The 26556-nt window shown below is 61.2% G+C and carries 23 protein-coding genes; 8 read left to right on the top strand and 15 right to left on the bottom strand.

Annotation, left to right across the window (positions count from 1 at the left end):
• Nucleotides 1–343 precede the first annotated feature (343 nt).
• The 8 genes from gfa to V8P77_RS25695 all read right to left on the bottom strand — a co-directional run bounded on the left by gfa (nt 344) and on the right by V8P77_RS25695 (nt 8224).
• Complete coding sequence (gene gfa, locus V8P77_RS25730) at nt 344–916, bottom strand: S-(hydroxymethyl)glutathione synthase (protein ID WP_335914769.1); 573 nt, start codon at nt 914–916, stop codon at nt 344–346.
• A gap of 54 nt (nt 917–970) precedes the next feature.
• Nucleotides 971–1807, bottom strand: coding sequence for an S-formylglutathione hydrolase (gene fghA, locus V8P77_RS25725; protein WP_335914768.1), 837 nt, complete (start codon nt 1805–1807; stop codon nt 971–973).
• A 3-nt stretch (nt 1808–1810) separates the two neighbouring features.
• Nucleotides 1811–2938, bottom strand: coding sequence for an S-(hydroxymethyl)glutathione dehydrogenase/class III alcohol dehydrogenase (locus V8P77_RS25720; protein WP_335914766.1), 1128 nt, complete (start codon nt 2936–2938; stop codon nt 1811–1813).
• A 148-nt stretch (nt 2939–3086) separates the two neighbouring features.
• On the bottom strand, nt 3087–3782 hold the full coding sequence (locus V8P77_RS25715; RefSeq protein ID WP_335914765.1) for a dimethylsulfonioproprionate lyase family protein: 696 nt from the start codon (nt 3780–3782) through the stop codon (nt 3087–3089).
• A 15-nt stretch (nt 3783–3797) separates the two neighbouring features.
• Nucleotides 3798–4739 carry an electron transfer flavoprotein subunit alpha/FixB family protein gene (locus V8P77_RS25710; protein ID WP_335914764.1) on the bottom strand — a complete coding sequence of 314 codons (942 nt, stop codon included), beginning with the start codon at nt 4737–4739 and terminating at the stop codon, nt 3798–3800.
• A 25-nt stretch (nt 4740–4764) separates the two neighbouring features.
• Nucleotides 4765–5514 (bottom strand): electron transfer flavoprotein subunit beta/FixA family protein, encoded by a 750-nt coding sequence (locus V8P77_RS25705; RefSeq protein ID WP_335914763.1) that lies wholly within the window; start codon nt 5512–5514, stop codon nt 4765–4767.
• 19 nt (nt 5515–5533) lie between these two features.
• Nucleotides 5534–6139, bottom strand: coding sequence for a dimethylsulfoniopropionate lyase (locus V8P77_RS25700; RefSeq protein ID WP_131641386.1), 606 nt, complete (start codon nt 6137–6139; stop codon nt 5534–5536).
• Between the two features lie 48 nt (nt 6140–6187).
• Complete coding sequence (locus V8P77_RS25695) at nt 6188–8224, bottom strand: oxidoreductase (RefSeq protein WP_335914762.1); 2037 nt, start codon at nt 8222–8224, stop codon at nt 6188–6190.
• Between the two features lie 147 nt (nt 8225–8371).
• On the opposite strand from V8P77_RS25695, the gene V8P77_RS25690 reads away from it, so the two are divergent.
• From V8P77_RS25690 to V8P77_RS25665, 6 genes are all read left to right on the top strand, one after another.
• A complete protein-coding gene (locus tag V8P77_RS25690; protein ID WP_003562222.1) occupies nt 8372–9001 on the top strand; it encodes a TetR/AcrR family transcriptional regulator in 630 nt (209 codons plus the stop codon).
• Nucleotides 9002–9011: 10 nt separating this feature from the next.
• A complete protein-coding gene (locus tag V8P77_RS25685) occupies nt 9012–9806 on the top strand; it encodes a pyrroline-5-carboxylate reductase family protein (RefSeq protein WP_335914759.1) in 795 nt (264 codons plus the stop codon).
• A gap of 67 nt (nt 9807–9873) precedes the next feature.
• Nucleotides 9874–10875 (top strand): ABC transporter substrate-binding protein, encoded by a 1002-nt coding sequence (locus tag V8P77_RS25680; RefSeq protein ID WP_020047352.1) that lies wholly within the window; start codon nt 9874–9876, stop codon nt 10873–10875.
• A 94-nt stretch (nt 10876–10969) separates the two neighbouring features.
• Complete coding sequence (locus tag V8P77_RS25675) at nt 10970–11857, top strand: ABC transporter permease (RefSeq protein WP_064246514.1); 888 nt, start codon at nt 10970–10972, stop codon at nt 11855–11857.
• Complete coding sequence (locus V8P77_RS25670) at nt 11850–12929, top strand: quaternary amine ABC transporter ATP-binding protein (RefSeq protein ID WP_335914758.1); 1080 nt, start codon at nt 11850–11852, stop codon at nt 12927–12929. Before V8P77_RS25675 ends, V8P77_RS25670 begins: the two co-directional genes overlap by 8 nt.
• 1075 nt (nt 12930–14004) lie before the next feature.
• Entirely contained in the window at nt 14005–15003 is a 999-nt protein-coding gene (locus V8P77_RS25665; RefSeq protein ID WP_335914757.1) for a helix-turn-helix transcriptional regulator, read from the top strand.
• Between the two features lie 27 nt (nt 15004–15030).
• Here the strand turns inward: V8P77_RS25665 and V8P77_RS25660 are convergent, their stop codons facing one another.
• From V8P77_RS25660 to V8P77_RS25630, 7 genes are all read right to left on the bottom strand, one after another.
• Nucleotides 15031–15315, bottom strand: coding sequence for a hypothetical protein (locus tag V8P77_RS25660; protein WP_335914756.1), 285 nt, complete (start codon nt 15313–15315; stop codon nt 15031–15033).
• Complete coding sequence (locus V8P77_RS25655) at nt 15312–17606, bottom strand: FdhF/YdeP family oxidoreductase (RefSeq protein WP_335914755.1); 2295 nt, start codon at nt 17604–17606, stop codon at nt 15312–15314. Before V8P77_RS25655 ends, V8P77_RS25660 begins: the two co-directional genes overlap by 4 nt.
• A gap of 76 nt (nt 17607–17682) precedes the next feature.
• Nucleotides 17683–19611 carry a diguanylate cyclase gene (locus tag V8P77_RS25650; protein WP_335914754.1) on the bottom strand — a complete coding sequence of 643 codons (1929 nt, stop codon included), beginning with the start codon at nt 19609–19611 and terminating at the stop codon, nt 17683–17685.
• A 197-nt stretch (nt 19612–19808) separates the two neighbouring features.
• Entirely contained in the window at nt 19809–21248 is a 1440-nt protein-coding gene (locus tag V8P77_RS25645; protein ID WP_335914753.1) for a coniferyl aldehyde dehydrogenase, read from the bottom strand.
• 21 nt (nt 21249–21269) lie between these two features.
• Nucleotides 21270–22376 (bottom strand): NAD(P)-dependent alcohol dehydrogenase, encoded by a 1107-nt coding sequence (locus V8P77_RS25640; protein ID WP_335914752.1) that lies wholly within the window; start codon nt 22374–22376, stop codon nt 21270–21272.
• A gap of 31 nt (nt 22377–22407) precedes the next feature.
• Nucleotides 22408–23247, bottom strand: a complete 840-nt coding sequence (locus V8P77_RS25635) for a p-hydroxycinnamoyl CoA hydratase/lyase (RefSeq protein WP_335914751.1) — start codon at nt 23245–23247, stop codon at nt 22408–22410.
• 40 nt (nt 23248–23287) lie between these two features.
• Nucleotides 23288–24874: an AMP-binding protein gene (locus tag V8P77_RS25630; protein WP_335914750.1), complete on the bottom strand. Its 1587-nt coding sequence runs from the start codon at nt 24872–24874 to the stop codon at nt 23288–23290.
• 275 nt (nt 24875–25149) lie between these two features.
• Between V8P77_RS25630 and V8P77_RS25625 the strand changes: the two genes are divergently transcribed.
• Both V8P77_RS25625 and V8P77_RS25620 read left to right on the top strand, forming a co-directional pair.
• Nucleotides 25150–25578, top strand: coding sequence for a DUF805 domain-containing protein (locus V8P77_RS25625; protein WP_335914749.1), 429 nt, complete (start codon nt 25150–25152; stop codon nt 25576–25578).
• Between the two features lie 480 nt (nt 25579–26058).
• A complete protein-coding gene (locus V8P77_RS25620; protein ID WP_335914909.1) occupies nt 26059–26544 on the top strand; it encodes a MarR family winged helix-turn-helix transcriptional regulator in 486 nt (161 codons plus the stop codon).
• Nucleotides 26545–26556 lie beyond the last annotated feature (12 nt).

Raw genomic sequence — 26556 nt, 5'->3', positions numbered from 1 at the left:
TCAAATATTGTGTACTCTGCGTACACAATTAGTATTCGTGAAATATACAATGCGCCGGCCGGAGGCATGCCGGTGCATGTCGAGCGCCATTTCAAAGCGCTGCCCATGATCGGCGCTCTGCGGCGGCGGCCATCGAGGAGTTTCTTTCCAAGCGGATTATCGTGGCAGGTCGGTGAGGATTTCTCTGCAGTCGAGGTTGATGCAGTGCGCATCGACGTTGACCATCAGGCTTCGCAAGCCCGGCCGCCGGCAAACCAGCGGTGTGCGGCCATCATGGAGTATCTCGATATCCAGATAGCGGCGGTTTTGTCGGGGAGCGCCGATCTGGCGCTCCCCGGCTTGATCACGCGGCCAGGACGCCGCTCTTCTTGGCCATCCAGGTTGCGATATAGTCCATAAGGCCAGGGTTTAGGCAATCGTAAGGCTCGAGGCCCGACGCCTTCAGCTGCGTTCTGACGGCGTCCATCTTTGCAGGCGCGAAACCGCTTTCGATGATTGACGACACGAAGGCTGCAAAGCCCGGCTTCGCCCAGCCGCTTTCCTGAAAGCGTTCCGGATGGACGAACGACAATCCCTGGAACGGATGTTCGCGCACGACCGGCCCATACATATGAACGCCGCACTCCTTGCAGGCGTGTCGCTGGATCAAGGCTCCGGAATCGACGACGGCGAGCTTGTCGTTATTCTCCAGCACCTCGACGCTTTCGGTCGGAGCGACGGCCACGACCGAAAAGACTGCGCCGTCTGGCTTCCAGCACTTCGTGCAGCCGCAGGCGTGATTGTGGGCGATATCGCTCTTGATCCTGACCTTCACGGGGTTGCTGGCGCACTTGCAGACGAGCGTCCCGCCTGCGAAAGCAGCGTCTGTCGCCCGAAAGCCTGAATCCACTGCCGGATGTATGGCTATGCTGGTCATGGGTTTCTCCTCCCCTTCTGGGCCGTTTGCGATATGCCCGGCCAAGCTCTGCAATCAGTCTCCCAATCTCCGCGCGTGCCAGCGCAGATGGTCTTCCATGAATGTCGAAATGAAGAAGTAGGAGTGGCCGTAGCCTTCCTGCATGCGAAGCCGCAGGCTGATGCCGGCCGTCTCGCAGGCCTGCCTGAGCTCTTCGGGGCGCAATCCATCCTCCATGAAGCTATCCGCCGTCCCTTGGTCGACGAGGAATTCCGGGAACCGGTGCCCGTCTTCGATCAGCGAGCAGGCATCATATGCCCGCCAGCGGCTTTCATCCGATCCAAGGTATTTCCGGAATGCCGGCTTTGACCAGCCGGAGACCGAGGGATGGCTGATCGGCGCGAAGGCCGAGCAGCTGCGGAAGCGTTCGGGGTTCTTGAGCGAAATCGTGATCGCGCCATGTCCGCCCATCGAGTGACCGAAGATGCCTTGTCGGTCCATGTCGACCGGAAACTCGGCCGCGATAAGCTTCGGCAATTCATCGACGACGTAGCTGTACATCCGATAGTTCTGTGCGAATGGCGGCTCGGTGGCGTCGACGTAGAAGCCGGCCCCCTTGCCGAACTGCCAATTATCAGGTTCGTCCGGGACGGCGTCGCCCCGCGGGCTGGTGTCGGGGCAGACGACGATCATGCCGAGTTCTGCGGCAAGACGCCGATACTCGCCCTTTTCCATGACGTTGGCATGGGTGCAGGTCAGACCGGAAAGGTACCATAGAACCGGCAGCTTGCGTGCTTTGGCCTGCGGCGGCAGGAATACCGCAAAGGTCATGTCGCAGTCGCAGACATCCGAGCGGTCGACGTAAACGCCCTGGGTGCCGCCATGCGAATTTTCGGTCGAGATCGTCTTCATGGCTCAGTACACGACCACGCCGCGGATGCTTTCGCCCTTGTGCATCAGCTCGAAGCCGTTGTTGATGTCTTCGAGCGGCATGGTGTGGGTGATCATCGGATCGATCTGGATCTTGCCTTGCATGTACCAGTCGACGATCTTCGGCACGTCGGTGCGGCCGCGCGCGCCACCAAAGGCGGTGCCCATCCAGTTGCGGCCGGTAACCAGTTGGAACGGACGGGTGGAGATTTCCTGGCCGGCGCCGGCAACGCCGATGATAATGGACTTGCCCCAGCCGCGGTGGCTCGCTTCCAGCGCCTGGCGCATCACCTTGGTGTTGCCGGTGCAGTCGAACGTGTAGTCGGCGCCGCCGATCAGGTCGCCGTGGCGCTTGGTCAGATTGACGAGATAGGGCACGATGTCGTCACCGACCTCCTTCGGATTGACGAAATGCGTCATGCCGAACTTCTCGCCCCAGGCCTTGCGGTCAGGGTTGATATCGACGCCGATGATCATGTCGGCACCGGCCAGACGCAGGCCCTGCAGAACGTTGAGGCCGATACCGCCGAGCCCGAAGACGATGGCCGTCGCGCCCATCTCCACCTTGGCGGTGTTGATGACCGCACCGATGCCGGTGGTGACGCCGCAGCCGATGTAGCAGATCTTGTCGAACGGCGCGTCGGGATTGACCTTGGCAAGGGCGATCTCCGGTAGCACGGTGAAGTTCGAAAAGGTCGAGCAGCCCATATAGTGATGGATTTTGTCCTTGCCGATCGAGAAGCGCGAGGTGCCGTCCGGCATCACGCCCTGGCCCTGGGTGGCGCGGATCGAGGTGCAGAGATTGGTCTTGCGCGAGGTGCAGGAATAGCATTCGCGGCATTCCGGGGTGTAGAGCGGAATGACGTGGTCGCCCTTCTTCACTGAGGTGACGCCGGGGCCGACATCGACGACGATGCCGGCACCCTCATGGCCGAGGATCGCCGGGAAGAGGCCTTCCGGATCGGCGCCCGACAGGGTGAAATCATCGGTGTGGCAGATGCCCGTCGCCTTGACCTCCACCAGCACTTCGCCGGCCCGCGGCCCTTCCAGCTGCACGGTCATCACTTCGAGCGGTTTTCCTGCCTGAACGGCAACGGCGGCGCGAACGTCCATTTTGATATCCTTCCTCTTAAATCAAATTCTGATGCTGCATATTCGGATAGACCGGCTTCCCACCGACCTGCTTCGCCCGTCACCGCCGAGATTTCATGCTCTCGCCTTCGGGCTTTCGATCATCTCATGTTCGTCCTGCCGACGACCGTCACTTCTCCGGCTCAACCTGACACCAGACTGCGAGGAGTGGCCGGGCTGTGCATCTTATCGCGAAGGATTGCCCGGCGTCGTTCGCAAAGACCGTGCCGATACCGGCGGAGAACCACTCGGAATCGCCAAGGCGGATTTCGCCCGGCGAAAGCAGAATGAAAGCGCGGGGCTGCGTCTGAACATGATCGGGGAATCTTGTATAGCGATCCATGTAGATCACGCCGACCCTGAGATCGGCGCGTTCCTCCATGCCGCCGGGACCGACCAAGACCGCATGGGAATGCGTATTGCCAAAATTCAGGCTTGCGAACGGACCGGAGCGGCCGCGTCTCCAGAGCAGCTTATCGGCGAGACTCTGGAACTGGCCGGCGATCGCCTCGTATTTCCGCCCCGATTTTGCAAGATGGCCGATGGCGTCTTCCAGCCCTTCGGGCGCGCCGGGAAGAGGCCCGCCCTCCGGACGCACCTTGCCGGTCTTGAGCAGCCTCTGGAGAACCTTGCCCGCGACGAAACTTGCGACGGCGGGAGCCTCCGCCGACAGCATCAGGCCGCCGACATCATTGAGGAATTCCTGCAGCGGCCGAGAGCGCCGCTCTCTGCCGATGTCGTGCAGCCGTATGTATGCCGGCTTCTCGTCATCGTTGAGAAGAAGGTCGGCACCAGGTTTGATTGGACGTCCCACGACGCGCGCCACGTTCGGTCTCCCCGGTTAGAGCGCCTTTTGCAATTCCGGCAGGGCGTCGAAGAGATCGGCGACGAGGCCATAGTCGGCGACCTGGAAGATCGGCGCCTCTTCGTCCTTGTTGATGGCAACGATCACCTTCGAATCCTTCATGCCGGCCAGATGCTGGATGGCGCCTGAAATGCCGCAGGCAATGTAGAGCTGCGGCGCCACCACCTTGCCGGTCTGGCCGACCTGCCAGTCGTTCGGCGCATAACCCGCATCGACGGCAGCTCTCGATGCGCCGACGGCAGCGCCGAGCCTGTCGGCAAGCGGCAGGATGACTTCCTTGAACTTCTCGGCCGAGCCGAGCGCCCGGCCGCCGGAGATGATGATCTTCGCCGAGGTCAGCTCCGGCCGGTCGGAGGCCGACAGCGCATCGCCGACGAAGGTCGAAAGCCCCGGATCGGAAACCGCCGGGATCGCCTCGACCGTGGCCGAACCTCCCTCCGGTGCGGAGGCGAAGGAGGCGGTGCGCACGGTGATCACCTTCTTGGCATCGCTCGCCTGAACCGTCTGGATGGCATTGCCGGCATAGATCGGCCGCTTGAAGGTGTCGGACGAGATCACCTCGATGATCTCCGAGACCTGGGCGACATCGAGGAGGGCGGCCACCCGCGGCAGCACATTCTTGCCGACCGAGGTGGCAGCAGACAGGATCGTGTCGTAGCTGCCGGAGAGTGAGACGATCAGGTCGGCCAGCGGCTCGGCCAGATTGTTGGCCAGTTCGTCGCTTTCGGCCAGCAGCACCTTGGAGACGCCGGCAAGTTTTGCCGCTTGTTCGGCAGCAGGCTTGGCAGCCTTGCCGGCGACGAGGATGTGAATATCGCTTGCCTGTTCCTTGGCGATCTTTGCGGCAGCCGTCAGCGCCTTGGCGGTCTGATCGGACAGGCTGGCATTGTCGTGGTCAGCCAGAAGAAGAATAGTCATGATGATGGCTCCTGTTCCAAGCTGATTACAGCACGCCGGCTTCGTTTTTGAGCTTGTCGATCAGTTCGGCGACCGACTTGACCTTGACGCCGGCCTTGCGGCCCGACGGCTCCTCGGTCTTCAACACCTTGAGGCGCGGCGTGGTGTCGACACCGAAATCATCAGGGCTCTTCTTGTCGAGCGGCTTCTTCTTCGCCTTCATGATATTCGGCAGCGAGGCATAACGCGGTTCGTTCAAGCGCAGATCGGTGGTCACGACCGCCGGCAGCTTGATCTCGATCGTCTGCAGGCCGCCATCGACTTCGCGGGTGACGATTGCTTTTCCATCGCCGATCTCGATCTTCGAGGCGAAGGTCGCCTGGGCAACTCCCATCAGTGCCGCCAGCATCTGGCCGGTCTGGTTGCTGTCGTCATCGATCGCCTGCTTGCCGACGATGATGAGGCCCGGTTGTTCGGCATCGGCGACAGCCTTCAAGATCTTGGCCACTGTGAGCGGCTCGATCTGATCGTCGGTCTCGACCAGGATCGCCCGGTCGGCGCCCATGGCAAGGGCGGTCCTCAGCGTCTCCTCGGCCTTGGCCGGACCGATCGAGACGACCACCACTTCCTCGCACTTGCCGGCTTCCTTCAGCCGCAGCGCCTCTTCCACCGAGATCTCGTCGAACGGGTTCATCGACATCTTCACATTGGCAAGCTCGACACCCGTGCCATCCGGCTTCACCCGGATCTTCACGTTGTAGTCGACAACCCGTTTGACTGGGACGAGTATCTTCATGGGCAACCCCCCTTTATTTCTAAACTGCTGGCCGTTCGGCAAGTAATGCCCAGAAGGCGAAGAGCGGCGTGTCGAGCGACCTCATAGCATGCTTGATGTCGGGGACATTGTAGAAGGATCCGCCGATGCCGGGCGAAAACCACTCCCCTTCCCCCTGCTGGAACTCTCCCTCGGATAGTACGAGGTAGACCTCCTCTGGCGCATGAACGTGGTCGGGATAGCGCACCTGAGGCGCCATCAACGTCACGCCGATCCATAGGTCGCTCCGCTCCTCCAATCCTCCCGGGCCGATGATCATCGCATTGGCATGCCCACCGACAAAATTGTCGCTGGCCGTGTGGTCATACTTGCTGCGCCGACGCCATTCAAGCATTGGCTCGATACCTTTGAACCCGTCGATCAATCGCGTCAGCGAAGGATAGGCCGTATCGATCGAGAGCGCCACATCAAGCTGAGCGCAAACGGGCAACCGGCTTCCCTCCCCCACGCGCGCAGCCCCCGTGCGCTCCAGCGCCGCAAAAATCTGACGGATCGAGCGGCGGGCTTCCGGGGCCTTGGCGAACTGGTCGAAAGCCACGAAAGCCGCATCGAGGAAAATCTGCAGGCTTTCATTGCGTAAACTCATGTCATCACCTCCCGAGACGATCGGCTGGCAAGCGGTCCGCTCTTGCGATCAGATATCTTTCGCAATGCGCAACCCGTCATAGACGGCGGCATGCGTGTTGCGTGCGGCGACCGCATCGCCGATCCGGAACAGCTGAAACTTGCCATCAGGATTGCGAATGACGGACTGAGGTTCTCCGGAAAGAAGCTGATCGTGCGACATCTCGCCGAGATTGCTCGAGCTGGGCTTCAGTTCGAAATAGAGCTCGTCGAGCGGAATGGTTCCATGATTGACGACGATCTGGTCGAAGCTGTGCTGCCTGGCAATCCCGCCGTAATCGCTGCCGACATGGGCGACGAGCTGGTTGCCGCTCTTCTCGACGGCTTCGAGACGATAGGTGACGGTGAAGGTCACGTCATGCTTCTGAAGAGACCGCATATAGGGCACCAGGTTCATGGCCATGACCTCGGGCGCGAAGGACCGGTCCGGGGTCATGATCTCGACCTTGGCGCCGGCCTTGGCGAGAAACTCCGCCGCCTGCAGGCCGGCATGATCGCCGGCGTCGTCGAAGATCAACACATTGGTTCCAGGCTTCACGTCGCCGGAGATGATGTCCCATGAAGAAACCACCAGCTCGTTGCCGCTCGCGAGAACCTCGGTATGCGGCAGGCCGCCGGTCGCGATGATCACGACATCGGGATTCTCGGCCTCGATGGTATCGGCTTCCGCCCAGGTGTTGAAGTGGAAGGTGACGTCGTATTTCTCGCACTGGCTCATGCGCCAGTCGATGATGCTGATCATTTCCCTGCGGCGCTCGCTCTGGGCGGTGAGCCGGATCTGACCGCCGGGGTTGCTCGCCGCCTCGAAAACCACGACCTCATGGCCGCGTTCTCCGGCGACGCGCGCCGCTTCCAGACCGGCCGGGCCGGCGCCGACGATGACGACCTTCTTCTTCGCCTCGGCCCTCGCCACGATATGCGGCATGGTCAGTTCGCGGCCGGTGGCGGCATTGTGGATACAGAAGGCGGCCCCGCCCTGGTAGATGCGATCGAGACAGTAATTGGCGCCGACGCAGGGACGAATATCGTCTTCGCGCTTCTCGATGATTTTGCGGACGATGTGCGGGTCGGTCATGTGGGCGCGGGTCATGCCGACCATGTCGACCTTGCCGGAGGCAATCGCGTGGCGTGCGGTGGCGACGTCAGGGATTTTCGCCGCATGGAAGGTCGGGAAGTTGGTTGCGGCGCGAATTTCGCCGGCGAAATCGAGATGCGGTGAATTCGCCATACCCTGGATCGGGATCACGTCGGTCAGACCAGCATCGGTATCGATGTGACCGCGGATCACGTTCAGGTAATCGATCAGGCCGCTCTCCTTCAGGCGCCTGGAGATTTCGATGCCGTCGCCCTTGCCGGTGCCGCCGGGAAGACATTCGTCGGCGGTGTAGCGCACACCCAGAATGAAGTCGTTCCCCACTCTTTGCCGGATCGCCTTGAAGACATCGAAGCAGAAACGCAAACGGTTGTCGAGCGAGCCGCCATAGGGACCGTCGAGCTCGTTGGTGAGCGGAGACGTGAACTGGTCGATCAGGTGACCATAGGCTTCCAGCTCGACGCCGTCCATGCCGCCCGCCTTCATGCGCTCGGCAGCGTCGGCAAAATCCTTGATGATGCGCTCGATGTCCCAATCTTCCATCTTCTTCGGGAAGGAGCGGTGGGAAGCCTCGCGATGATGCGACGGCGCCACGACCGGCAGCCAGTCGCCCTTGTCCCAGCGTGTGCGCCGGCCGAGATGGGTGAGCTGGATCATGATCGCCGCACCCTCTTCATGCACGGCGTCGGTCATTTCCCTGATCCAGGGCACGATTTCGTCCTTGTAGGCGAGCAGGTTGTTAAAGACCGGCGGGCTGTCTCTGGAGACCGCGGCCGAGCCGGCCGTCATCGTCAAGGCCACGCCGCCCTTTGCCCGCTCCACCGTATAGGCGCGATACCTCTCCTTCGGCATGCCGTCTTCCGGATAAGCGGGCTCGTGGGAGGTCACGATAATACGGTTACGCAGCGTCAAATGCTTGAGCTGGTAGGGCTGAAGAAGGGGATCGTTCGACATGGGCCGTGGTTCCGGATTAAAAACATCAGAGGAGACGCTAAGCACAATGTACATATGTGTCAACATTGAAAACAGCCTGGTCGCTGTTTTCGACACTGATGTACATTTTTCTTGTACGCAGCTTCACAATTTGATAGGAGATAATCCATGGATCAGGCTCTGAATGACACAGGCTGGCGCGGATCACAGGAGGGATGGCTGGAAGCAGCATACCACTCGCTGCTGGATTCCGGCGTGGATTCGGTGAAAATTCTGCCGCTGGCAAAGAAGCTCAACCTCTCGCGCACGAGTTTCTACTGGTTCTTCAAGGACCGGGAGGAACTGCTGGCCGGGCTCGTGGCGCGGTGGCGCGACAAAAACACCGGCAACATCGTCAAGCAGTCCGAAGCCTATGCGGAATCGCTTGCCGAGGCGATGCTCAACGTCTTCGACTGCTGGCTCAACAATGATCTGTTCGACGCCAGGTTCGAATTCGCCGTGCGCAGCTGGGCGCTGCAGTCCGACGAGATTCTCGCCGAGGTCCGGCAAGCCGATCAGCTTCGCCTGGAAGCCCTCAAGCGCATGTTTATTCGCTTCGGGCTACCAGAAGCGACATCAGATGTCCGAGCGCGAACAACTTACCTCGTGCAGATCGGATACATCTCCATGCAAGCCAGGGAGGAACTCGCCGTCCGCATGAAACGGATCCCCGAATATATCGCGATCTACACCGGCGAAGTGCCGCAGCAGAGGGAGCTCGATCGCTTCTTCTCGCGGCATGGCTACAGGCCGGGTTAGGGAGAGCCGGATGAGCGCTTCCTTGAGGATCGGCATCATTGGCGGCGGAGGCTGGCTTGGCGGAGCAATCGCCGGCTCGATCCTTGATGCCGGCCTGGTCGAACCTCGAAATCTCTCGCTCTCCTATCGCAGCGAGCAGCCGCGCCGTTTCCCGAATTCTTTCCTGACCACCGACAATCAGGCGCTTGCCGACCGTTCGGACGTGATCCTTCTCTCCGTCCGTCCTGATGACTGGCGTGCTCTTGATGTCGATGCCGGCGGCAAGCTGGTCATCTCGGTCATGGCGGGCATCCGCCTGGACGCACTTTCCGAGCGCCACAATACCGGGCGCGTCGTCCGCGCTTTGCCCAATGCCGCCGCCGAATTGGCCAAGTCCTATACGCCGTGGATTGGCGCGAGCGATATGACCGAAGACGACCGGGCGCTTGTCCGCGCGATTTTTCAGGCATGCGGATCCGGGGACGAGGTCGCAAGGGAAAGCGACATCGATTACCTCACCGGCCTTTCCGGGTCTGGACCGGCATTCCCGGCGCTGCTCGCGGCCGCCATGATGCGCGACGCCGTCGCAAATGGCCTGCCGGCGGAGATTGCGCGCCGCGCCGTCAACACGGTGATCACGGGCGCCGGCCGCCTGCTGGAGCGCCAAGACGAATCTCCTGACGATGCCGTTCAAACCTTTGTCGGCTATCGCGGAACCACTGCGGCAGCCATCGAAGGCATGCGCGCTGCGGGGTTCGACGCTTCGGTTGCGGCAGGACTATCCGCGGCATTCAAGAAATCGGTGAGTATGGGAGACGCTTCCTGACAACCGTTGGAGCGGGTCCTGCGGCGCCCCGCTCAGCAAAACCGGCCGCTAAACAGAGGGAACGAGAATGAAAAAACTATTCGCATCGACATGTCTGACGTTCGGCCTGATCGGCGGGGCGTCTTTCGCCAGCGCCGCCGAATGCGGCACTGTCACCATCGCCAGCATGAACTGGCAGAGTGCAGAGGTTCTCTCCAACCTCGACAAGTTCATCCTGAACGAAGGTTATGGCTGTGAGGCCGAAATCACCGTCGGCGATACCGTCCCGACGATTACCTCGATGGCCGAAAAGGGCCAGCCTGATATCGCGCCGGAAGCATGGATCGACCTGCTGCCCGATGTCGTCAAGAAAGGAACGGAAGAAGGCCGGATCGTCCAGGTCGGCTCTCCGCTGCCCGATGGCGGCGTGCAGGGCTGGTGGATTCCCAAATATCTGGCCGATGCCCATCCTGATATCAAGACCATCGGCGACGTGCTGAAACATCCGGAACTCTTCCCCGCTCCCGAGGATCCGAAGAAGGGCGCGATCTACAACGGACCGCAGGGCTGGGGCGGCACCGTGGTGACCACGCAGCTCTACAAGGCCTTCGAAGCCGACAAGGCCGGCTTCACCCTCGTCGATACCGGCTCGGCTGCCGGCCTCGATGGTTCGATCTCCAAGGCCTACGAACGCAAGGAAGGCTGGGCCGGCTATTACTGGGCGCCGACCGCTCTGCTCGGCAAGTATGAGATGGTTAAGCTGGAAGCCGGCGTGCCGAACGACGCCGCCGAATGGAAGCGCTGCAATACCGTCGCCGATTGCCCCGATCCGAAGCCGAATGCATGGCCGGTCGACAAGATCGTCACCCTCGTTGCAAAGCCTTTCTCGGAAAAGGTCGGCCCTGAAGTCATGGACTACCTGACGAAGCGCTCCTGGAGCAACGAAACGGTCAACAAGCTCATGGCCTGGATGACCGACAACCAGGCGACCGGCGAGGACGGTGCCAAGCACTTCCTCAAAGAAAACAAGGACCTCTGGACCAAGTGGGTTTCGCCTGAGGCAGCCACGAAGATCGAAGCTGCTCTTTAACGCCGACTACTGCGGTGCGCTTAATGCGCACCGCCTCTCGCTGCCGATAAAATCAAAAAGACTGCCACGGCTCTTTGAAGAAAAGGGGAACCGAATGGAATGGTTTTATAAATTCCCGCATATGGATGACGACGCCCTTCGCAATCTGAAGAAGGCGATCGATGACGGTTTTCGCGCATTTACCCGCAGCTACGGCGACGCGATCGAAAGCCTCTTCTCCCCGCTGCAGCATTTCCTGATCGCCGCCGACCGCTTCATGACGCAGACGCCGTGGCCGATCATTACGGCAATCATCCTTGTCATCGCATGGTTTGCGAGCCGCAGCCTGAAGATCGTCCTCGGCTGTCTCGTCACGCTGCTGCTGATCGGCTATTTCGACATGTGGGACGATACGATGCGGACGGTCTCGATGATCTTCGTCTGTACCGTGCTCTCCATCGCCATCGGCATTCCGATGGGGATATTGATGGCGCGTTCCGACCGGCTGCAGCGCGTTATCAATCCGATCCTCGACGTCATGCAGACCATGCCGAGCTTCGTCTATCTGATCCCTGTCGTCATGCTGCTCGGCATCGGCAAGGTGCCGGGACTGATTGCCGTCGTCATCTACGCCATCCCGCCGATGATAAGGCTGACCGACCTCGGCATCCGCCTGGTCGACAAGGACGTGCTCGAGGCAGCCGATGCGTTCGGAACGTCGAGTTCGCAGAAGCTGTTCAAGGTCCAGCTGCCGCTGGCGCTTCCCACCATTATGGCCGGCATCAACCAGACTATCATGATGGCGCTTGCCATGGTCGTCGTTGCTTCGATGATCGGCGTCCAGGGCCTTGGCCAGCCGGTTCTGAAGGCCATCGCCAACCAGTACTTCACCCTGGGTATTTTCAACGGCCTTGCCATCGTCGGCATTGCCATCATCTTCGACCGGGTCAGCCAGGCGTATGGCAAACGGCTCCAGAAGCATCGGGAGATCGTCCATGGCTGATCAACGTTTCGGCGGCATCAAGATCCGCCATCTCTACAAGATCTTCGGTCCCAATCCCGGCGCTCATGTCGACGCCGTCAAAAAGGGATTGTCGAAGACCGAGCTCAACGAAAAGCACGGCCACGTGCTCGGCCTGAAAGATATCAATGTCGAGATACCCTCGGGCCGCATCCAGGTCATCATGGGCCTTTCGGGTTCGGGCAAATCGACGCTCATCCGCCACATCAACCGTCTGATCGATCCAACCGCCGGTGAAGTGCTTGTCGACGGCGTCGATGTGGTGAAAATGAACGAGACCGAATTGCGGACGTTTCGCCGGCACCAGACGGCAATGGTGTTTCAGAAGTTCGCGCTTCTGCCGCACCGGAATGTTCTCGACAATACCATCTTCGGCCTCGAAGTGCAGGGCATGGAGCGCTCGAAAGCCGTCGATGTCGCCATGGGCTGGCTGGAGCGGGTCGGCTTGAAGGGCTTCGAGAGCAAATATCCCAACCAGCTATCGGGAGGCATGCAGCAGCGCGTTGGGCTGGCGCGAGCCCTCTCGAACGATGCGCCGGTTCTGCTGATGGACGAGGCCTATTCGGCGCTCGATCCATTGATCCGGACGGATATGCAGACGGTCCTTCTCGACATTCAAAAAGAGATCAAGAAAACCATCGTTTTCATCACCCACGATCTCGACGAAGCCCTTCGGCTGGGCGACCAGATTGCGATCCTGCGCGATGGCGAAGTCATCCAGCAGGGCACCAGCCAGGACATCGTTCTGCGTCCGGCCGACGCCTACATCGCCAACTTCGTCAAGGAGGTCAATCGAGGCCGGGTCATCCAGATCGATGCCGTCATGACACCCCTGCATTCCGGTGCGGCGCCGGGGGGATTGACGATCGCATCAGGCACAACCGTCGAAGATGCCGTCCGGATTCTGGCAGCAGCGGCGCACGACGATGCCAGGGTGGTTTCACCATCCGGGGAAGCATTGGGGCTTGTCACTTTCCGCCAGCTCGCGGGCGCGATGGTGAACTCGCAGGAGGTGGCTCCCCGGCGCGATAGTGCCCTCTCGGTCGCACTTTGAAGCTGCACGTGCGTCCGTTTGGAAGCGATCCGTCGCTTGTTGCCTTGAGTGAGAAAATCATGCTCAGCTCGAAGAACCGAACGCATCGCGCGCGGCGGCATCATGCCGAAGTTCCCATCGTTGGGCTCGATGAGAGATCATAAATCTCTGTCCACTTTCGGCAGCTCGTTGCGAAAGACAGGCGGCTTTCAAGCAAGTGCTTGCGTATACATTTTGCGCAAGATCAGTCCAGACTGCGTCACGAAAAGCCGGTTGGCCGACAATATCGGGACCCGACAATTGCTCCATAGCTGAGAAACCGTAAAATGAAACCCGACCAAGACCATGATGGTTTGCGGTCCCAAAGCCAAACCCGTCCATCCCATCACCCCCAACAGGATGGAAGGGATCATACATACGCACTCCATCCCGTGCGTATGCCTGCATGCCTGTCGCCTGCCGAAGGCCCTCTTTAAGCGGTCCACTAAGAACCTTCGGCAGGCGACTGCGCGGCTTCGAATGGGGCGTTCTCCATAGACTTCAGATGATGCGCATCTCGGCAAGATCGCCGCGGGTAAATCTGTGGCGTGGAGGATATAGCTGTAAAATCACTCCTTTAGCGTAATCGTTTTTTCAGCGCGTTATCACCATAACCGGCAGCGTGACGTCTTGCCTATTCCGGCAGGTTCTGTCAGCTCCTGTCGTCTGGGCGACAATTCTGCGCTGGATGGGACGATCGACAATGCGTTCAGGAGGTTGGACTTTTTGACGCCTGCAACGCCAAAAATCGGCCTGCGTCAGCTGCCGCACGCCTCTGATCTCGATGCCGATATCACGCAGAGAACCACCTACTCCGCTGCAAGCTGCTGCACTTTATCCAACAATCGTCTAATATACCTCCAAGCTCCGCTCATCCATTCCCGTCTGCGGGCTCTGATGAACCGCCGCGGCGCAGGACGACCACCCATGGCGACCGGCAAGACTGGCAGAGGCACGTGCACCAATCCGACACCCGCGCCGGCCGCGCGTCGCGCTGGCACTTGCGAGCGGTGGAGGAGCGCATGCCGAAGCAGCCGCATCGAACAGTGGGAGCAGCATGACAGACAATAGCACTGCCCCATTTTCGTTTCGATTTAGTGGTTCGTCCTTCGACAACATGGTCGAAACGCTGGGCGGCGCTTTTGGCGCATTTGATGCCGAGCCCGTCGGCCGCGCCAAGGACTTCCATTGGGGACTGGATTTCTCCGTCTGTGACAAAGCCGTCCTGCTTACGGGTTATCACGAGGCGGAGTTTCAGTTCAATATCGAGCCGACCGTCGATACGTCGGAGTATCTGTCGATTGTCGTGCCGCGCAGCGGCGGCATGGGCGTGGCCTATGGGTCCCGCATCGCCGAGGCCGGACAGGGAAAATTGCTTCTTTATAACAATTTCGAGCCCGACAGCGTCATCATGCACGGGCAATCGAACGTCATCGATGAATTGCTGATCAACTGGCCTGTCATCCTCCAGACGATCGGCCAGACTTTCGAGATGCCGTTCAGCGGCTCCCTCGACCTGCTGCCCGAACTGGATCTGTCCAGGCCGGAAGGCCGCCTTATCAGCAATCTCACGGAAACGATCATCTCGGGCATGCGCGACGATGGCCCCTTGCTGCAGTCGCCGATCGCCATGGCGCATATGACGCAGGCGCTGGCCGATCTGGTCGTGCGCCTGGTGCCGCACCGGCTGTCGCATTTCCTGGAGCATGGCCCCGCCTTGATCGCCCCCCGCCACGTCCGCAGGGCGATCGAATTCATGCACGCCAATATCGATCAGCCGATCACCATGCCGAAGGTGGCCGAAGCGGCCGGCGTATCCGGCCGGGCGCTCGAAACCGGTTTTCGTGCATTCAGGGGAACCTCTCCCGCCGCCTATCTGCTGACGCTTCGGCTGCGCGCCGCGCGCCAGGATCTGCTCGATCCCGAGAGCAAGGAGACGATGAAGGCCATCTGCCTCAAATGGGGCTTCTTTCATTTCGGCCGGTTTTCGGCAGTCTATAAGACCACGTACGGAGAATACCCTTCCGACACCAGGAAGCGCGTGATCCGTCGATAGCGACCGTGGCTTCCGGTGCAGCGGTGTTTACACCTCGTCCCGCGGCAGCAACATGTAATGCACTCTCATTGTCCTCAGATCCCGCTTCACAATCCGCAGCAGCCCTTCGCGTTCCGCCAGGACGTTGAGTTCCCTGAGCACGAGAGAATGCGCGATCCCCAGCTTGCGCGCAAAGGCGCGGCTGTCACGCGCAATCCCCAGCTCCGCGGCGACAAGGAGACCGGCCTGTATGGATGTCAGCCTGATATCCCTGTCTTGCGCCGCAGCGACGAGGGCAAGAAAACGATCGGCGTCGGACGCCTCTTCGTTCACGCGGCTTTTCGCCGGCGGAAGGACACCATGATGGATTTCGAGGTCGGCGTATCGCTTTCCCTGCCGGCGCTGCCGAGCGGCACGAGCACGTTCAGTTCGGGGTAGTAGCCCGCGATGCTTCCTCGCGGAATGTCATAGGGCACAAAGCGGAAATTCGCAGCGATACGCTCGATACCGTCATCATGCTCGCCGACCACGTCGACCCGGTCACCGGCCTTGGCATTCATCGCCTCCAGGTCGGCGGGATGAATGAAGATGACCTGTCGCTCCCCGTAGACGCCACGATATCGGTCATCGAGACCGTAAACCGTCGTATTGTATTGATCGTGCGACCGGAACGTCTGCAGGGCGAAACGCCCCTCGCCCTTTCGCGCCCGCTGATGCACCGTCTCCGCCGGAAGCGCTTCGCAAGAAAATGATGCCTTGCCTGCCGGCGTATCCCACTCCCGATGGGCGGCCGTATTGCCCAGGTGGAAACCGCGCGGCTTGCGCAGGCGCTTATTGTAATTTTCGAAACCTGGAATGGTCGCCTCGATATGATCGCGGATGCGATCGTGGTCGTCGGCCAGCGCTGCCCAGTCGACCACGGCGGAGCCGACCGTCGCTTGTGCAATGCCGGCAATGATGGCGACTTCCGAGAGGAGATGCGGCGAGGCTGGACGATTGATGCCGGCAGATCCATGCACCATGCTCATCGAATCCTCGACGCTTATGAGCTGGGAGTTGCCCGCCGCGTTCAGATCCATCTCGGTGCGCCCGAGGCACGGCAGGATGAACGCCGTCTCGCCGGGCATGAGATGCGAATGATTGGGTTTGGTCGCGATATGCACGGTCAGTTTCAGCCGCCGAAGCGCCTTTTCAACGAGTGCGCTGTCGGGCGTGGCGCGGGCAAAATTGCCGCCAAGCCCGATGAAGGCCTCAGCTGAGCCGTTGAGCATTGCTCCGATCGCGGCAAGGACATTGTGGCCATGTTCGCGGGGAACGGTGAAGTGGAAATTCTTCTCCAGCGCATCGAGGAAATCGTCCGATGGCTTTTCGTTGATGCCGACGGTGCGGTCGCCCTGCACGTTGGAATGGCCGCGAACCGGGCAAAGGCCGGCACCCGGCCGGCCGATATTGCCGCGCAGGAACATGAAGTTGGCGATCTCGCGGATCGTCGCCACGGAATGCAGATGCTGGGTCACACCCATCGCCCAGGTGCAGATGACCCGCTCGGCGTTGATATAGACATCGGCCGCCCGTTCGATCTCCTGCCGGCTCAGTCCCGACTGGTCCTCGATCTCGGCCCAGTTCGTCGCCTCGACCGCTGCCCGGTATTCTGCAAAACCCGCACAGTGTTCGGCGAGAAATGCGTGGTCGAGAATGGAGGGCAGGCCGGCGGCGACCGCTGCGTCTTCCACAGCCAGAACCGCCTTTGCCATCCCGCGCACCGCGGCCATGTCGCCGCCGAGCTGCGGCTGCAGATAAAGGCTGGCGATATCGGTCGAACCGCCGCGCAGCATCCCGACCTTGTCCTGGGGGTCGGAGAAGCGTTCCAGGCCGCGTTCGCGGATGGGATTGAAGACGACGACGCGCGCGCCGCGGATCGCCGCCCGGCGCAAGTCGCCGAGCATCCTCGGATGGTTGGTGCCCGGGTTCTGCCCGATCACGAAGATCGCGTCGGCCTCTTCGAAGTCCTCCAGCAGCACGGTACCCTTGCCCACACCGACCGCCTGACGCATGGCGATGCCGCTCGCCTCGTGGCACATGTTGGAGCAGTCGGGAAAATTGTTGGTGCCGTAGACGCGCACGAACAGCTGGTAGAGGAACGCGGCCTCGTTGCTCGCCCGGCCTGACGTGTAGAATTCCGCCCGGTTGGGGTTATCGAGGCCTGTCAGAATGCTGCCGATCTCGGCAAAAGCATCCTCCCACGCGACCGGCAGGTAACGGTCGCTCGCCGCATCGTAGCGCATCGGATGCGTGAGGCGGCCGTTGAGTTCCAGTTCGTAGTCCGTCAGCTGGCGAAGCTGCGATACAGTCTTTTCCGCGAAGAAGGCGGGCGTTGCCCGCTTCTCCGTCGCCTCCCAGGCGACGGCTTTGACGCCGTTCTCGCAGAACTCGAACGACGATCCGTGCTCCGGATCGCCCCAAGCGCAGCCCGGGCAATCGAACCCATCCGGCTGGTTCGCCTTCAGCATCGTCCGCGCCCCTGAAATGGGCATGCCGCTTTGCAGCAACTGCTTGCCGCAGCTCTTCAAAGCGCCCCAGCCGCCGGCTGCCGCCGATTTTTTACCAATGAATTTTGTGTCCATGCGCCCTTATTGTCGAAGCGGGGAAAACATCAAGGGCGCACGAGCGATGGCTCGATAGGAAAAACCTATCAAGGATCTAGCCGACGTCCTTCATGCCCTGCCGTTCCTCAGGCGAATGGGCCAGGATGCGATTGCGGCCTTGCGTCTTGGCGTCGTAGAGCGCGGCATCGGCCTCGGTCAGAAGGCGGCTCGGGTCGATCCTCAGGGTGGCTCCCGTCGCGCAGGATATGCCGATGCTGGCCGTCACCCGTCCGAATTCGCTGCCGGAATGAACGATATTTTCCTGGCTTAGGAGACGCGCGAATTGCTCGGCAACGATCATTGCGCCTTTCGCACTGGTAGCGGGGAGCAGAACCACGAATTCCTCTCCGCCGTAGCGTGCGACGATATCTGCCGGGCGGCTTACGGACTGGCGCAGACACTTGCTGACGACACGCAGGCATTGGTCTCCGGCGGGGTGACCATAGGTGTCGTTATAGGCCTTGAAGCGGTCGATATCGACCATCAGAAGGCTGAACGACGTATTTTTCCTGGCGCTGCCTGCGGTCTCGCGTGCGAAAGCTTCGTCGAAAGCCCGGCGATTGACGATGCCGGTGAGCCCATCGGTCTCGGCGAGATTCCTCAGCTGCTCCGCCGATAGCCTGAGGGCGATTTCCGCCTGCTTGGTCGCCGTGATGTCGGAGACAACGGCCATCGCTGTGCCGTCTTCCGCTAACCTTGTCCGGATGCTGCGCCAGTCGCCGTTGTGAAGCTGAACCTCTTCGTCCTTGTTGCTGTGCAACGTAGCACTGACGGACCTGATCCACTCTTCGCGGTCAGCGTCCGGGATACCCGTGCGCTCGCCGGTTTCGGCAACGCGGCGAAGGATGTCGCTGATATGCGCGCCAACCACGCGGGCGTCTCCGGATAGCGGAAAGGCGGCGCGATATTGGTCGTTGCAAAAAACGAGAAAACCCTTGCTGTCGTACATGGCGATGCCATCGGACATGCCGGCCATCGCATGCGACAGCAGGTTCTTGCTCTTGCGCAATTCCCGCTCCAGAGCAGTCCGCTCCGTCACGTCACGCGTGACGCCGGCAAGGCCGATCACCCGTCCCTGCCTATCCTTCAGCGGCACCTTGGAGGCGAGCAGGTATCTGTCTTCGATACGCTCGACGGAGTCGATCAGGGGCACCCCGGTGTCCATGACCTGCTGTTCGAGATAATAAAATTCTTCGGCGCGCGGCCGCGAGATAAGATTGAAATCCGACAATCCGGTCATCTCCGCCGTGGTTCTGAAACGAAAAAGGCGGCTCATATTTTCATTGACGGTGATGAACCGGCTGTTTCTGTCCTTCACGTAGAGATAGTCGGGCGACTGCGAAAACGCGGTCACCAAGATGCTCCGCTCCAGCTCCCATTGCTGCGTCTTCAACAGAACGAAACCACACAGCGCCGTCGCCAGGCAATTCAATACCGTCATCGGCAGACCGATGATGGCCAGTACGCGGGCGTGCACCAGGGTGGGAAGCACTGCCATCAATACGATAAGTGCCGCGCCGAGCGCGAGGCTGAGCAGCGCAACGTCCATGAGCTCGGCAGATCTCTTCCGGATCCAGATATTGGCAGCGAGGCCGATCCCGGTTGCGACAGCAATTGCGATCAGGCCATCGATCATGGCCGTGCCGCCGACAGCAAAGCGGAAGGCCATTGCCAGCGACGCCGCAAAAGCCGCTGCGATCGGTCCGCCAAACATGCCCGCCAAAGCAAGCGGCGAAAAGCGCATGTCGATATAGATGCCGGGATTGACTTCGACGGCCAGCAATATGGACCCGATGGAGGCGCCGCCGGCTATGATTCCGAAGGCGATTTTTTCCTGTGTGACCGAACGACTCTGAAATTGGATCGAGAAATGCGCCCAGAGCGAAATCGCTAGGCACACGAATGACAGGTTGCCACCGAATTGCGTCCAGATGCCATTCACCGCGTTGGATCCACCTTCCAATACATGTACCGAACCAATCATAGGGCAACAGTGGTTTGAGCTTCGTTAAATCGCCGACCCATCAGGCTTTTTTCGTCAGCAGTTGCGTCTCCAGGCCGGTCGGCAGCAATGCGACGACAGGAAAGCGGCGACTGCTGCGACGATGAGGTATAGGCCAGCAGGCCATCCCATGCCGTCAGCAGCCGCGGCTGCCGATGGCATCGTCCGCCACATCTCTTCTATTTGCAGATCGCCGCCGCCAAGAAGCCGCGCATCGCCTCGCCATAAGGCGGCCGCATCATGTATTCCGCTTCCACCATCCTGCTCTGGTGGTAGACGGCGCGCGGATGCGAGAAGGTGAGGAAGCCGAACTTGCCGTGATAGGCACCCATGCCGGAATGGCCGACGCCGCCGAAGGGCAGGCCTTCGGCCGTGACGTGGCTCATGCAGTCGTTGACCGTCACCCCGCCGGAAGTCGTGTTGTCGAGAACGCGACGTTCCTCTTGCCGATCCTGGCTGAAGTAATAGAGAGCGAGCGGGCGCGGCTTGGCATTGATACGATCGATGACGTCGGCAATATCGCGATAGGGAAGGACCGGCAGCACAGGTCCGAAGATTTCCTCCTGCAGCACGCGCATCTCTTCCGTGGGATCGAGGATCAGGGTCGGAGGCATGCGGTGCGCCGATTGCTGGGAGAAATTCTCTGCCGCCGGGTTGATCTCGACGACGCGGGCGCCTTTCACCTTAGCATCGTCGATCAGGCCCTGGATACGGGCGAGATGGCGGGCATTGACGATCGAAGTATAGTCAGGATTTTCCTTCAGCGACGGATACATCGCGCCGACCGCCGCGACCGCGTGCCCGGCAAAGGCCGCCACACTTTCCTCGGGCACATAGACATGATCCGGCGCAAGGCAGATCTGGCCGGCATTCAGCGTCTTGACGGTCATGACACGGCGCGCCGCGTCTGCGAGGTCGGCAGAGCGGCCGACGACGACGGGCGACTTGCCGCCGAGTTCAAGCGTCAGCGGCGTCAGGTTTTCCGCCGCCGCGCGCATGACATGATGGGCGATCGCGGTTCCGCCAGTGAAGATCAGATGGTCGAAGGCAAGTGATGTGAAGGCCGTGCCCGTCGCCGGTCCGCCCTGAACGACGGCTATTTCCGTTTCGCCGAAGGCGCCGGCAATGAGTTCCGCCATCAAGGCGGCCGAGGCCGGCGTTACCTCCGACGGCTTGATCATGGCGCGGTTGCCGGCGGCGAGAATGCCGGCAAGCGGCGCAAGGGCGAGCTGATAGGGGAAATTCCACGGGCTCAGGATTCCGACAACCCCCTTCGGCTGATAGACCACTTCGGCCACCGCGTCCGGGAACAAGGCCTCGTGCTGCTCGGGCTTCAGCCATTCGGCAAGATGGTCCTTGGCATATTTGAGCGAACCGACGCAGGTAAAGACGTCGAGAAGCAGGCTCGCCTCGACGCTGCGGCTGCCGAAATCCTCCGACAGGGCAGCGGCAATCGCATCCTTATGGTCGACGAGAAGGGCGATGACGCGGTCGATGCGATCGATGCGGATCTCGATGTCTGGCGGCCCTTCCCTCAGGAAAGACGCCTTTTGCCGGCCAAGCAGTGCCTTCATGACATCCGGGCTGGTATCGGTGGCGATTGGGGTGACGGTGTTCATTGTTTCCTCCCTTGAACGGTGTCAGACGGCGGGCTGACGCACGACCGGTTTCAGCACGATGCCCTTTTCGGAATCCTCCACCGCCTGGTTGATATCGGCGAAATCATAGAAGGTGATGAGCCTGTCGAAGGGGAAGCGGCCCTGCCGATGCAGGTCGATCAGCAACGGGATCAGCACGTCGGGATTGGAATCGCCCTCGACGATGCCGCGGACCCGGCGCCCGCCGGACAGGATATGGGTGAGGTCGAGCGTCAGCGTCGCGCCGTGGGGCGAGGCTCCGACGATGCCGCAAGTGCCGCGCGGCGCCAGCACCCGCACGCACTGGTCGATGACGGCGGGCACGCCGGAGGCATCGATCGAATAATCGACGCCGGCGCCGGTCAGCGCCATGATCGCGGCAACCGCGTCGCTCGCCTTGCCGTTGACGATGTCGGTCGCGCCGAGTTCCGCCGCAAGTGCCAGCCGCGTCTCGTTGACATCGACGGCGATGATCCGTGAAGCGCCAACGATCCGCGCCGCCATCACGGCGGCAAGGCCGACGGAACCCATGCCGAAAACCGCGAGCACTTTTCCCGGTTCGACCTTCAGCGCGTTCATGACTGCGCCGGCGCCGGTCTGAATGCCGCAGGCGAGCGGCCCGAGCAGCGCCAGATCCGCATCCTCAGGCACTTTCACGATATTGCGCTCATGGCACAGCGCGTGGCTGGCGAAGGAGGATTGCCCGAAAATATTACCGTGAACCCGCTCTCCCTCGCATGAGATCCCGCTCGAACCATCGGCGCGCGCACCGAAGAAGTTGCGCGGGAAGAATTCGTGGCAATAGGTCTCCTCGTGATCGTTGCAGCTCGGGCAATGACCGCAGGAATTGAAGGTCATGACCACGTGATCGCCGGGCTTGACCTTGGCAACGCCCGGTCCGACACGCTCGACGATGCCGGCACCTTCATGGCCGAGCACGACCGGCTGCGGCACCGGCAGATGCTGGTCACGCATGACGATATCGGTGTGGCAAACCCCTGTCGCCACGACGCGAACCAGGATTTCACCCTCGCGCGGCTCCTCCAGATCGAGCCTTTCCAGCGAAAACGGCGTATGCGGCGCACGCGCCACCGCGGCATGGATCTTCATTGCTTTCCTCCTCTCGATGATCGGCTCGTCCTCAGCGGCCGCGCTTGTAGGCGCCGAGCCCCGGCTGATAGGTTTTGTCGTCGAGGAATTGCTTCAGCCCCTCGTCGCGCCCCTTGGTCTTGTCGAGAAACAGCATCTGTTCCAGCTTGGCGTAGATGTAATCGTCGGCGAGATCCCAGGGCAGGTCGCGCACGCGCTTGTAGGTGTCCTTGGCCGCCTTCAGCGTCACCGGGTTCTTTTCGAGCAGGCTGGCGCAGATCTTGCGAACCCGGGTTTCCAGTTCCGCCAGCGGCACCGCCTCGTTGACGAGACCCATTTCCGCGGCCTTGCGCCCGCCGAACAGTTCGCCGGTCATGATGTAATAGAGAGCGTCGCGATGGCGCATCACTTCGGCGACTGCGCGGGTGACATTGCCGCCCGGCAGAATGCCCCAGTTGATCTCGGAGAGACCGAAATTGGCCTCCTCGGCGGCGATGGCAAGATCGCAGGAAACGAGCGGCGTGAAGGCGCCGCCGAAGCACCAGCCGTTGACCATGGCGATCGTCGGCTTTTCGAAATACATCAGCCGGCTCCACCAGCCGCCGGACTGCCGCCGCGCCTTCAGCGTCGCATCACGCGGCTTGCCGTCATTGTCGCGGAAATATTCCTTCAGATCCATGCCGGCCGACCAGGATTCGCCAGCGCCGCGCAGGACGAGGACGCCGCAACGCTCGTCACCCTCGAGCTCGTCGAGCACTTCGAGCATGCTGATATTCAGGGCCGGATTCATCGCATTGCGCTTTTCCGGACGATTGAGGGTCACGAAGGCGATGCCGCTGTCGAATTCGACCAGAACCGGCGATTGCCTATCAGTCGTGTTCTCTTCAATCATGAAGTTACTCCATGGGTTTCGGCGTGAATGCCGGGCCGCTTCACAAGGCCTGTCGTTGAAGGGTTTCGTCGGAATGGAACTGGCGCAGGACATGTTTCTGCACCTTGCCGGAGGCGGTGCGGGGAATGGCCTCGACGAAGAGGATACGCGCCGGGCGTTTGAAGGCGGCGAGCCTTGCCGCGCAATGGCTGGCGATCTCATCGCTCGTTGCCACGGCACCCTGCCGCAGCACGACATAGGCGAGGCCGCATTCGCCCCATCGGATATCGGGAATGCCGACGACCGCGGCGTCGCGGATATCGGGATGACTTGCGAGGACTGCTTCGACCTCGGCGGGATAAACATTCTCGCCGCCGCTGATGTACATGTCCTTCAGCCGGTCGACGATGCGATAGAAGCCGTTCGCTTCGCGTCGGCCGAGATCGCCGGTGCGGTACCAGCCGTCGGTGAAGGCGGCACCGGTTTCCTGAGGCTTGTTCCAGTAGCCAGGCGTCACCGCCGGCCCGCGCAGCCAGAGTTCGCCGATCTCGCCTTCATCAACGTCGCGGCCGTCCTCGCCGACGATGCGAATGTCGAGCAATGGCGCCGGAAGACCGACGCTGCCGGGATTGTCCTGTACGGCGCGCCGATCGATCGGCACGTGCAGCACCGTTCCGGCCTCGCTCATGCCGTAACCGTTGACCAGCGCAACGCCGTCATCGAGATAGCTTTCGATCAGCGCCTGCGTCAGCGGCGCGCCGCCGACGAAAAGCGCATGCAGGCCGGCCAGAGCCGCGGCGCTATAGGCGGGATCGTTGCGCAAGGCGAGCGCGATCTGCGGCACGGCGAAATAATGGGTGACGGCACGCTGCCGGTCGGCAAGGGCTGCGAGCGTGCGCGCCGGCGTGAAGCGATCGGAGACGACAAGCGTGCCGCCCAGCGTCAATGTGGTGCGCGCGACCGCGATCAGCCCGATCGTGTGGAAGAACGGCAGGTCGCACAGGGCAACGGATCCCGGCCCGATCTCCCCGACGACGGAAAAATTGATGGCGGCGAAAAAGGCGTTGCGGCGGGTGATGACGACGCCCTTCGGCTGTCCCGTCGTGCCCGAGGTGTAGAGAAGGACACAAGGGCCATCGGCGTCGGCGGGCACCGGAGCGGCCGGAAGGCTCGCCTCGATCCGCGCGGCGAACCCGGCCGGACCGTCGGCCGTTGATATCATCGCCATCTCAGGATCGGCGTTCACAAGGCTGGCGACGGTTGCCGCGAACTCCTCGTCGTGAACGAGCAGAGCAGGCGCGCAATCGGCAAGGATCGGCCGAAGCTCGGCGGCGTTGAGGCGCCAGTTGAGCGGCACGTAAACGGCTCCGGCACGCTGACAGGCAAAGGCAAGCACGATCGAATCCATGGAGTTGCGCGCCAGCATGGCAACACGCGCCCCGTCGCGGCGCGCTCCGAACACAGCGCTCAGCAAGCCGGCGCAGCGGGCGATCCGCGCATCGAGCTCGGCATAGGTGAGCTGCCGGCCGGTGGCGATCTCGAACAGGGCCGGACGGTTCGGCGCGACGCGGGCGCGGTAAAGGATCGGATCATCCGTCACCAGTCCGCAATCCGCCGACGAAGCCATCCCGGAAATGGAATGCGCCATTTTCTCCTCCCATGCCCACCGCTCCCCGCGGTAGGCATCAAATTTGTATGCAACACATACTAATATCTTTTCCCGGCAGGATGCAAGAGGCTGTTTAAGGTTTGCCGACCTCCTTAAAGGTCGCGATGTCTGGAACTCCTTCTTGATGCGGAAGAGCCGCTCTTCGCCAAAAACACAGCCTGTGCTAAGTCTTTCAATTGCCGTTTGACGCTGCTTCAATGCAACCGTCTAACTATGAGCACGAGAGTGTTTTCTCGATCAGTTGCGGGGGTACAATGCTCAAAACATTCTCGTTACAGGGTAGGCTTGGTCGTCTTCGCTATTTCCTGTTTAGCGTGGCAGTCATCGCTATCGCCGCGGCCGCGGTATTCGTGGTCACTCGCCTACTGACGCTGGTCGGAACTCGGCAGGCGTTTTCAATAGTTCAGGGGTTAATCGCCCTAACCTATGTGCTGGCTATCATCGCCAGCCTCTGCCTGATGGTGAGGCGACTGCATGACTTCGATCAGAGTGGCTGGTGGACCGCTTCAGTCTTAGTGCTTCACTTGGTCTACGGCCATTACGAGGCGGTTGGCTCCCTGACCGCGACAATTCTCATGGGCATCTTTCTGCTGGCGGTCCATCTTGCAATCATCCTCACTCCTGGCTCGAAGAATCCCAACAGGTTTGGCGAAGTGCCCGGCTTCGCCGGAGCGCCCGCTTAGATTTGCTCGGCGGATAATGGCCGCCGCGAGCAACCCCGGCGTTGCGGAGATCAAGCGGCCGCATTGCTACCCGGTACCGAAGATTTCCCCCGTGATCCCGTGACCTTGGACCCAATGGGGATGTGGCGCACGTAACCGGCAGCGATTTCTTTAGCCGAAAGACTCGGGGGTGGACGTATCGGCGTGTGCTACGCTCCTCCCGACGGATATCGTCGAGGGCGTCGAAGATGTCGCAGCCGTTCTCGAAGCGTATTGAAGCGCGGTTGCCGTTGCACTTCGGGCATTAAACCCTTCGCCACCGGTTCTTTGCCTAGGTACTCGGCGCAGGCGAAATCGTTGGCGAAGTCCGAAGTGAATTTTCGTCCGCACGTGAACGCTAGGTGTGGTTAACACCTGTACGAACGGGATAAGCCTTCTAAGGATATTGACTAACCTGCTGATTTTGATGGTTATGGCGCCAGGACGAGGCGAGAACGAATGATGGCCATAAAATCACCGCAGGACGATTTCGAGGGCGAAGATGCTCCCGCGACGCCGGGCCTCGACGTCGGCCGGCTTGGCGATCTGCTGGGGTTTCATCTGCGCATGGCCCATGTCGCGATCTATCGCGACTTCGCCGAAACCGTGGCGGAACTGGCGCTGACGCAGAAGCAGCTGGCGGTGATGGAACTTGTCGCCGGCAATCCGGGCGCATCGCAGATCGACCTTGCCAATACGCTCGGCACCGACCGGGCGACGATGATGGCCCTCGTCAACCGGCTGGCAGCCCGCGACTTCATCGAGCGCCGTCCCTCCGCGGCCGACCGCCGGCGCCAGGAACTTCATCTGACGAAGGCGGGACGCGCAATGCTCGCCCGGGCGCGGGGGCTGATCGACATGCACGAGCAGCGTTTCATCGAGCTGTTTTCGCGTGACGAACTGGATGCGCTGCTGACGGCGCTGAAGCGGATATATAAGGGGAAGTGAAGCCCGCCTTCG

It is taken from the genome of Rhizobium aouanii, from assembly GCF_037002925.1.
Classification (GTDB): Bacteria; Pseudomonadota; Alphaproteobacteria; order Rhizobiales; family Rhizobiaceae; genus Rhizobium; species Rhizobium aouanii.
The sequence above is the reverse complement of the archived record's forward strand: the minus strand, read 5'-3'. Positions and strand labels throughout refer to the sequence as shown.

Bases quoted from the DNA above. Each gene is read 5' to 3' on its own strand.
- V8P77_RS25690 (WP_003562222.1), top strand. From the start codon at position 8,372: ATGGATCAGGCTCTGAATGACACAGGCTGGCGCGGATCACAGGAGGGA.
- V8P77_RS25655 (WP_335914755.1), bottom strand. From the start codon at position 17,606: ATGGACACAAAATTCATTGGTAAAAAATCGGCGGCAGCCGGCGGCTGG.
- V8P77_RS25635 (WP_335914751.1), bottom strand. From the start codon at position 23,247: ATGATTGAAGAGAACACGACTGATAGGCAATCGCCGGTTCTGGTCGAA.
- V8P77_RS25620 (WP_335914909.1), top strand. From the start codon at position 26,059: ATGGCCATAAAATCACCGCAGGACGATTTCGAGGGCGAAGATGCTCCC.
- V8P77_RS25695 (WP_335914762.1), bottom strand. From the start codon at position 8,224: ATGTCGAACGATCCCCTTCTTCAGCCCTACCAGCTCAAGCATTTGACG.
- V8P77_RS25720 (WP_335914766.1), bottom strand. From the start codon at position 2,938: ATGGACGTTCGCGCCGCCGTTGCCGTTCAGGCAGGAAAACCGCTCGAA.
- V8P77_RS25645 (WP_335914753.1), bottom strand. From the start codon at position 21,248: ATGAACACCGTCACCCCAATCGCCACCGATACCAGCCCGGATGTCATG.
- V8P77_RS25640 (WP_335914752.1), bottom strand. From the start codon at position 22,376: ATGAAGATCCATGCCGCGGTGGCGCGTGCGCCGCATACGCCGTTTTCG.
- V8P77_RS25675 (WP_064246514.1), top strand. From the start codon at position 10,970: ATGGAATGGTTTTATAAATTCCCGCATATGGATGACGACGCCCTTCGC.
- fghA (WP_335914768.1), bottom strand. From the start codon at position 1,807: ATGAAGACGATCTCGACCGAAAATTCGCATGGCGGCACCCAGGGCGTT.
- V8P77_RS25705 (WP_335914763.1), bottom strand. From the start codon at position 5,514: ATGAAGATACTCGTCCCAGTCAAACGGGTTGTCGACTACAACGTGAAG.
- V8P77_RS25625 (WP_335914749.1), top strand. From the start codon at position 25,150: ATGCTCAAAACATTCTCGTTACAGGGTAGGCTTGGTCGTCTTCGCTAT.
- V8P77_RS25630 (WP_335914750.1), bottom strand. From the start codon at position 24,874: ATGGCGCATTCCATTTCCGGGATGGCTTCGTCGGCGGATTGCGGACTG.
- gfa (WP_335914769.1), bottom strand. From the start codon at position 916: ATGACCAGCATAGCCATACATCCGGCAGTGGATTCAGGCTTTCGGGCG.
- V8P77_RS25700 (WP_131641386.1), bottom strand. From the start codon at position 6,139: ATGAGTTTACGCAATGAAAGCCTGCAGATTTTCCTCGATGCGGCTTTC.
- V8P77_RS25685 (WP_335914759.1), top strand. From the start codon at position 9,012: ATGAGCGCTTCCTTGAGGATCGGCATCATTGGCGGCGGAGGCTGGCTT.
- V8P77_RS25650 (WP_335914754.1), bottom strand. From the start codon at position 19,611: ATGATTGGTTCGGTACATGTATTGGAAGGTGGATCCAACGCGGTGAAT.
- V8P77_RS25665 (WP_335914757.1), top strand. From the start codon at position 14,005: ATGACAGACAATAGCACTGCCCCATTTTCGTTTCGATTTAGTGGTTCG.
- V8P77_RS25710 (WP_335914764.1), bottom strand. From the start codon at position 4,739: ATGACTATTCTTCTTCTGGCTGACCACGACAATGCCAGCCTGTCCGAT.
- V8P77_RS25670 (WP_335914758.1), top strand. From the start codon at position 11,850: ATGGCTGATCAACGTTTCGGCGGCATCAAGATCCGCCATCTCTACAAG.
- V8P77_RS25680 (WP_020047352.1), top strand. From the start codon at position 9,874: ATGAAAAAACTATTCGCATCGACATGTCTGACGTTCGGCCTGATCGGC.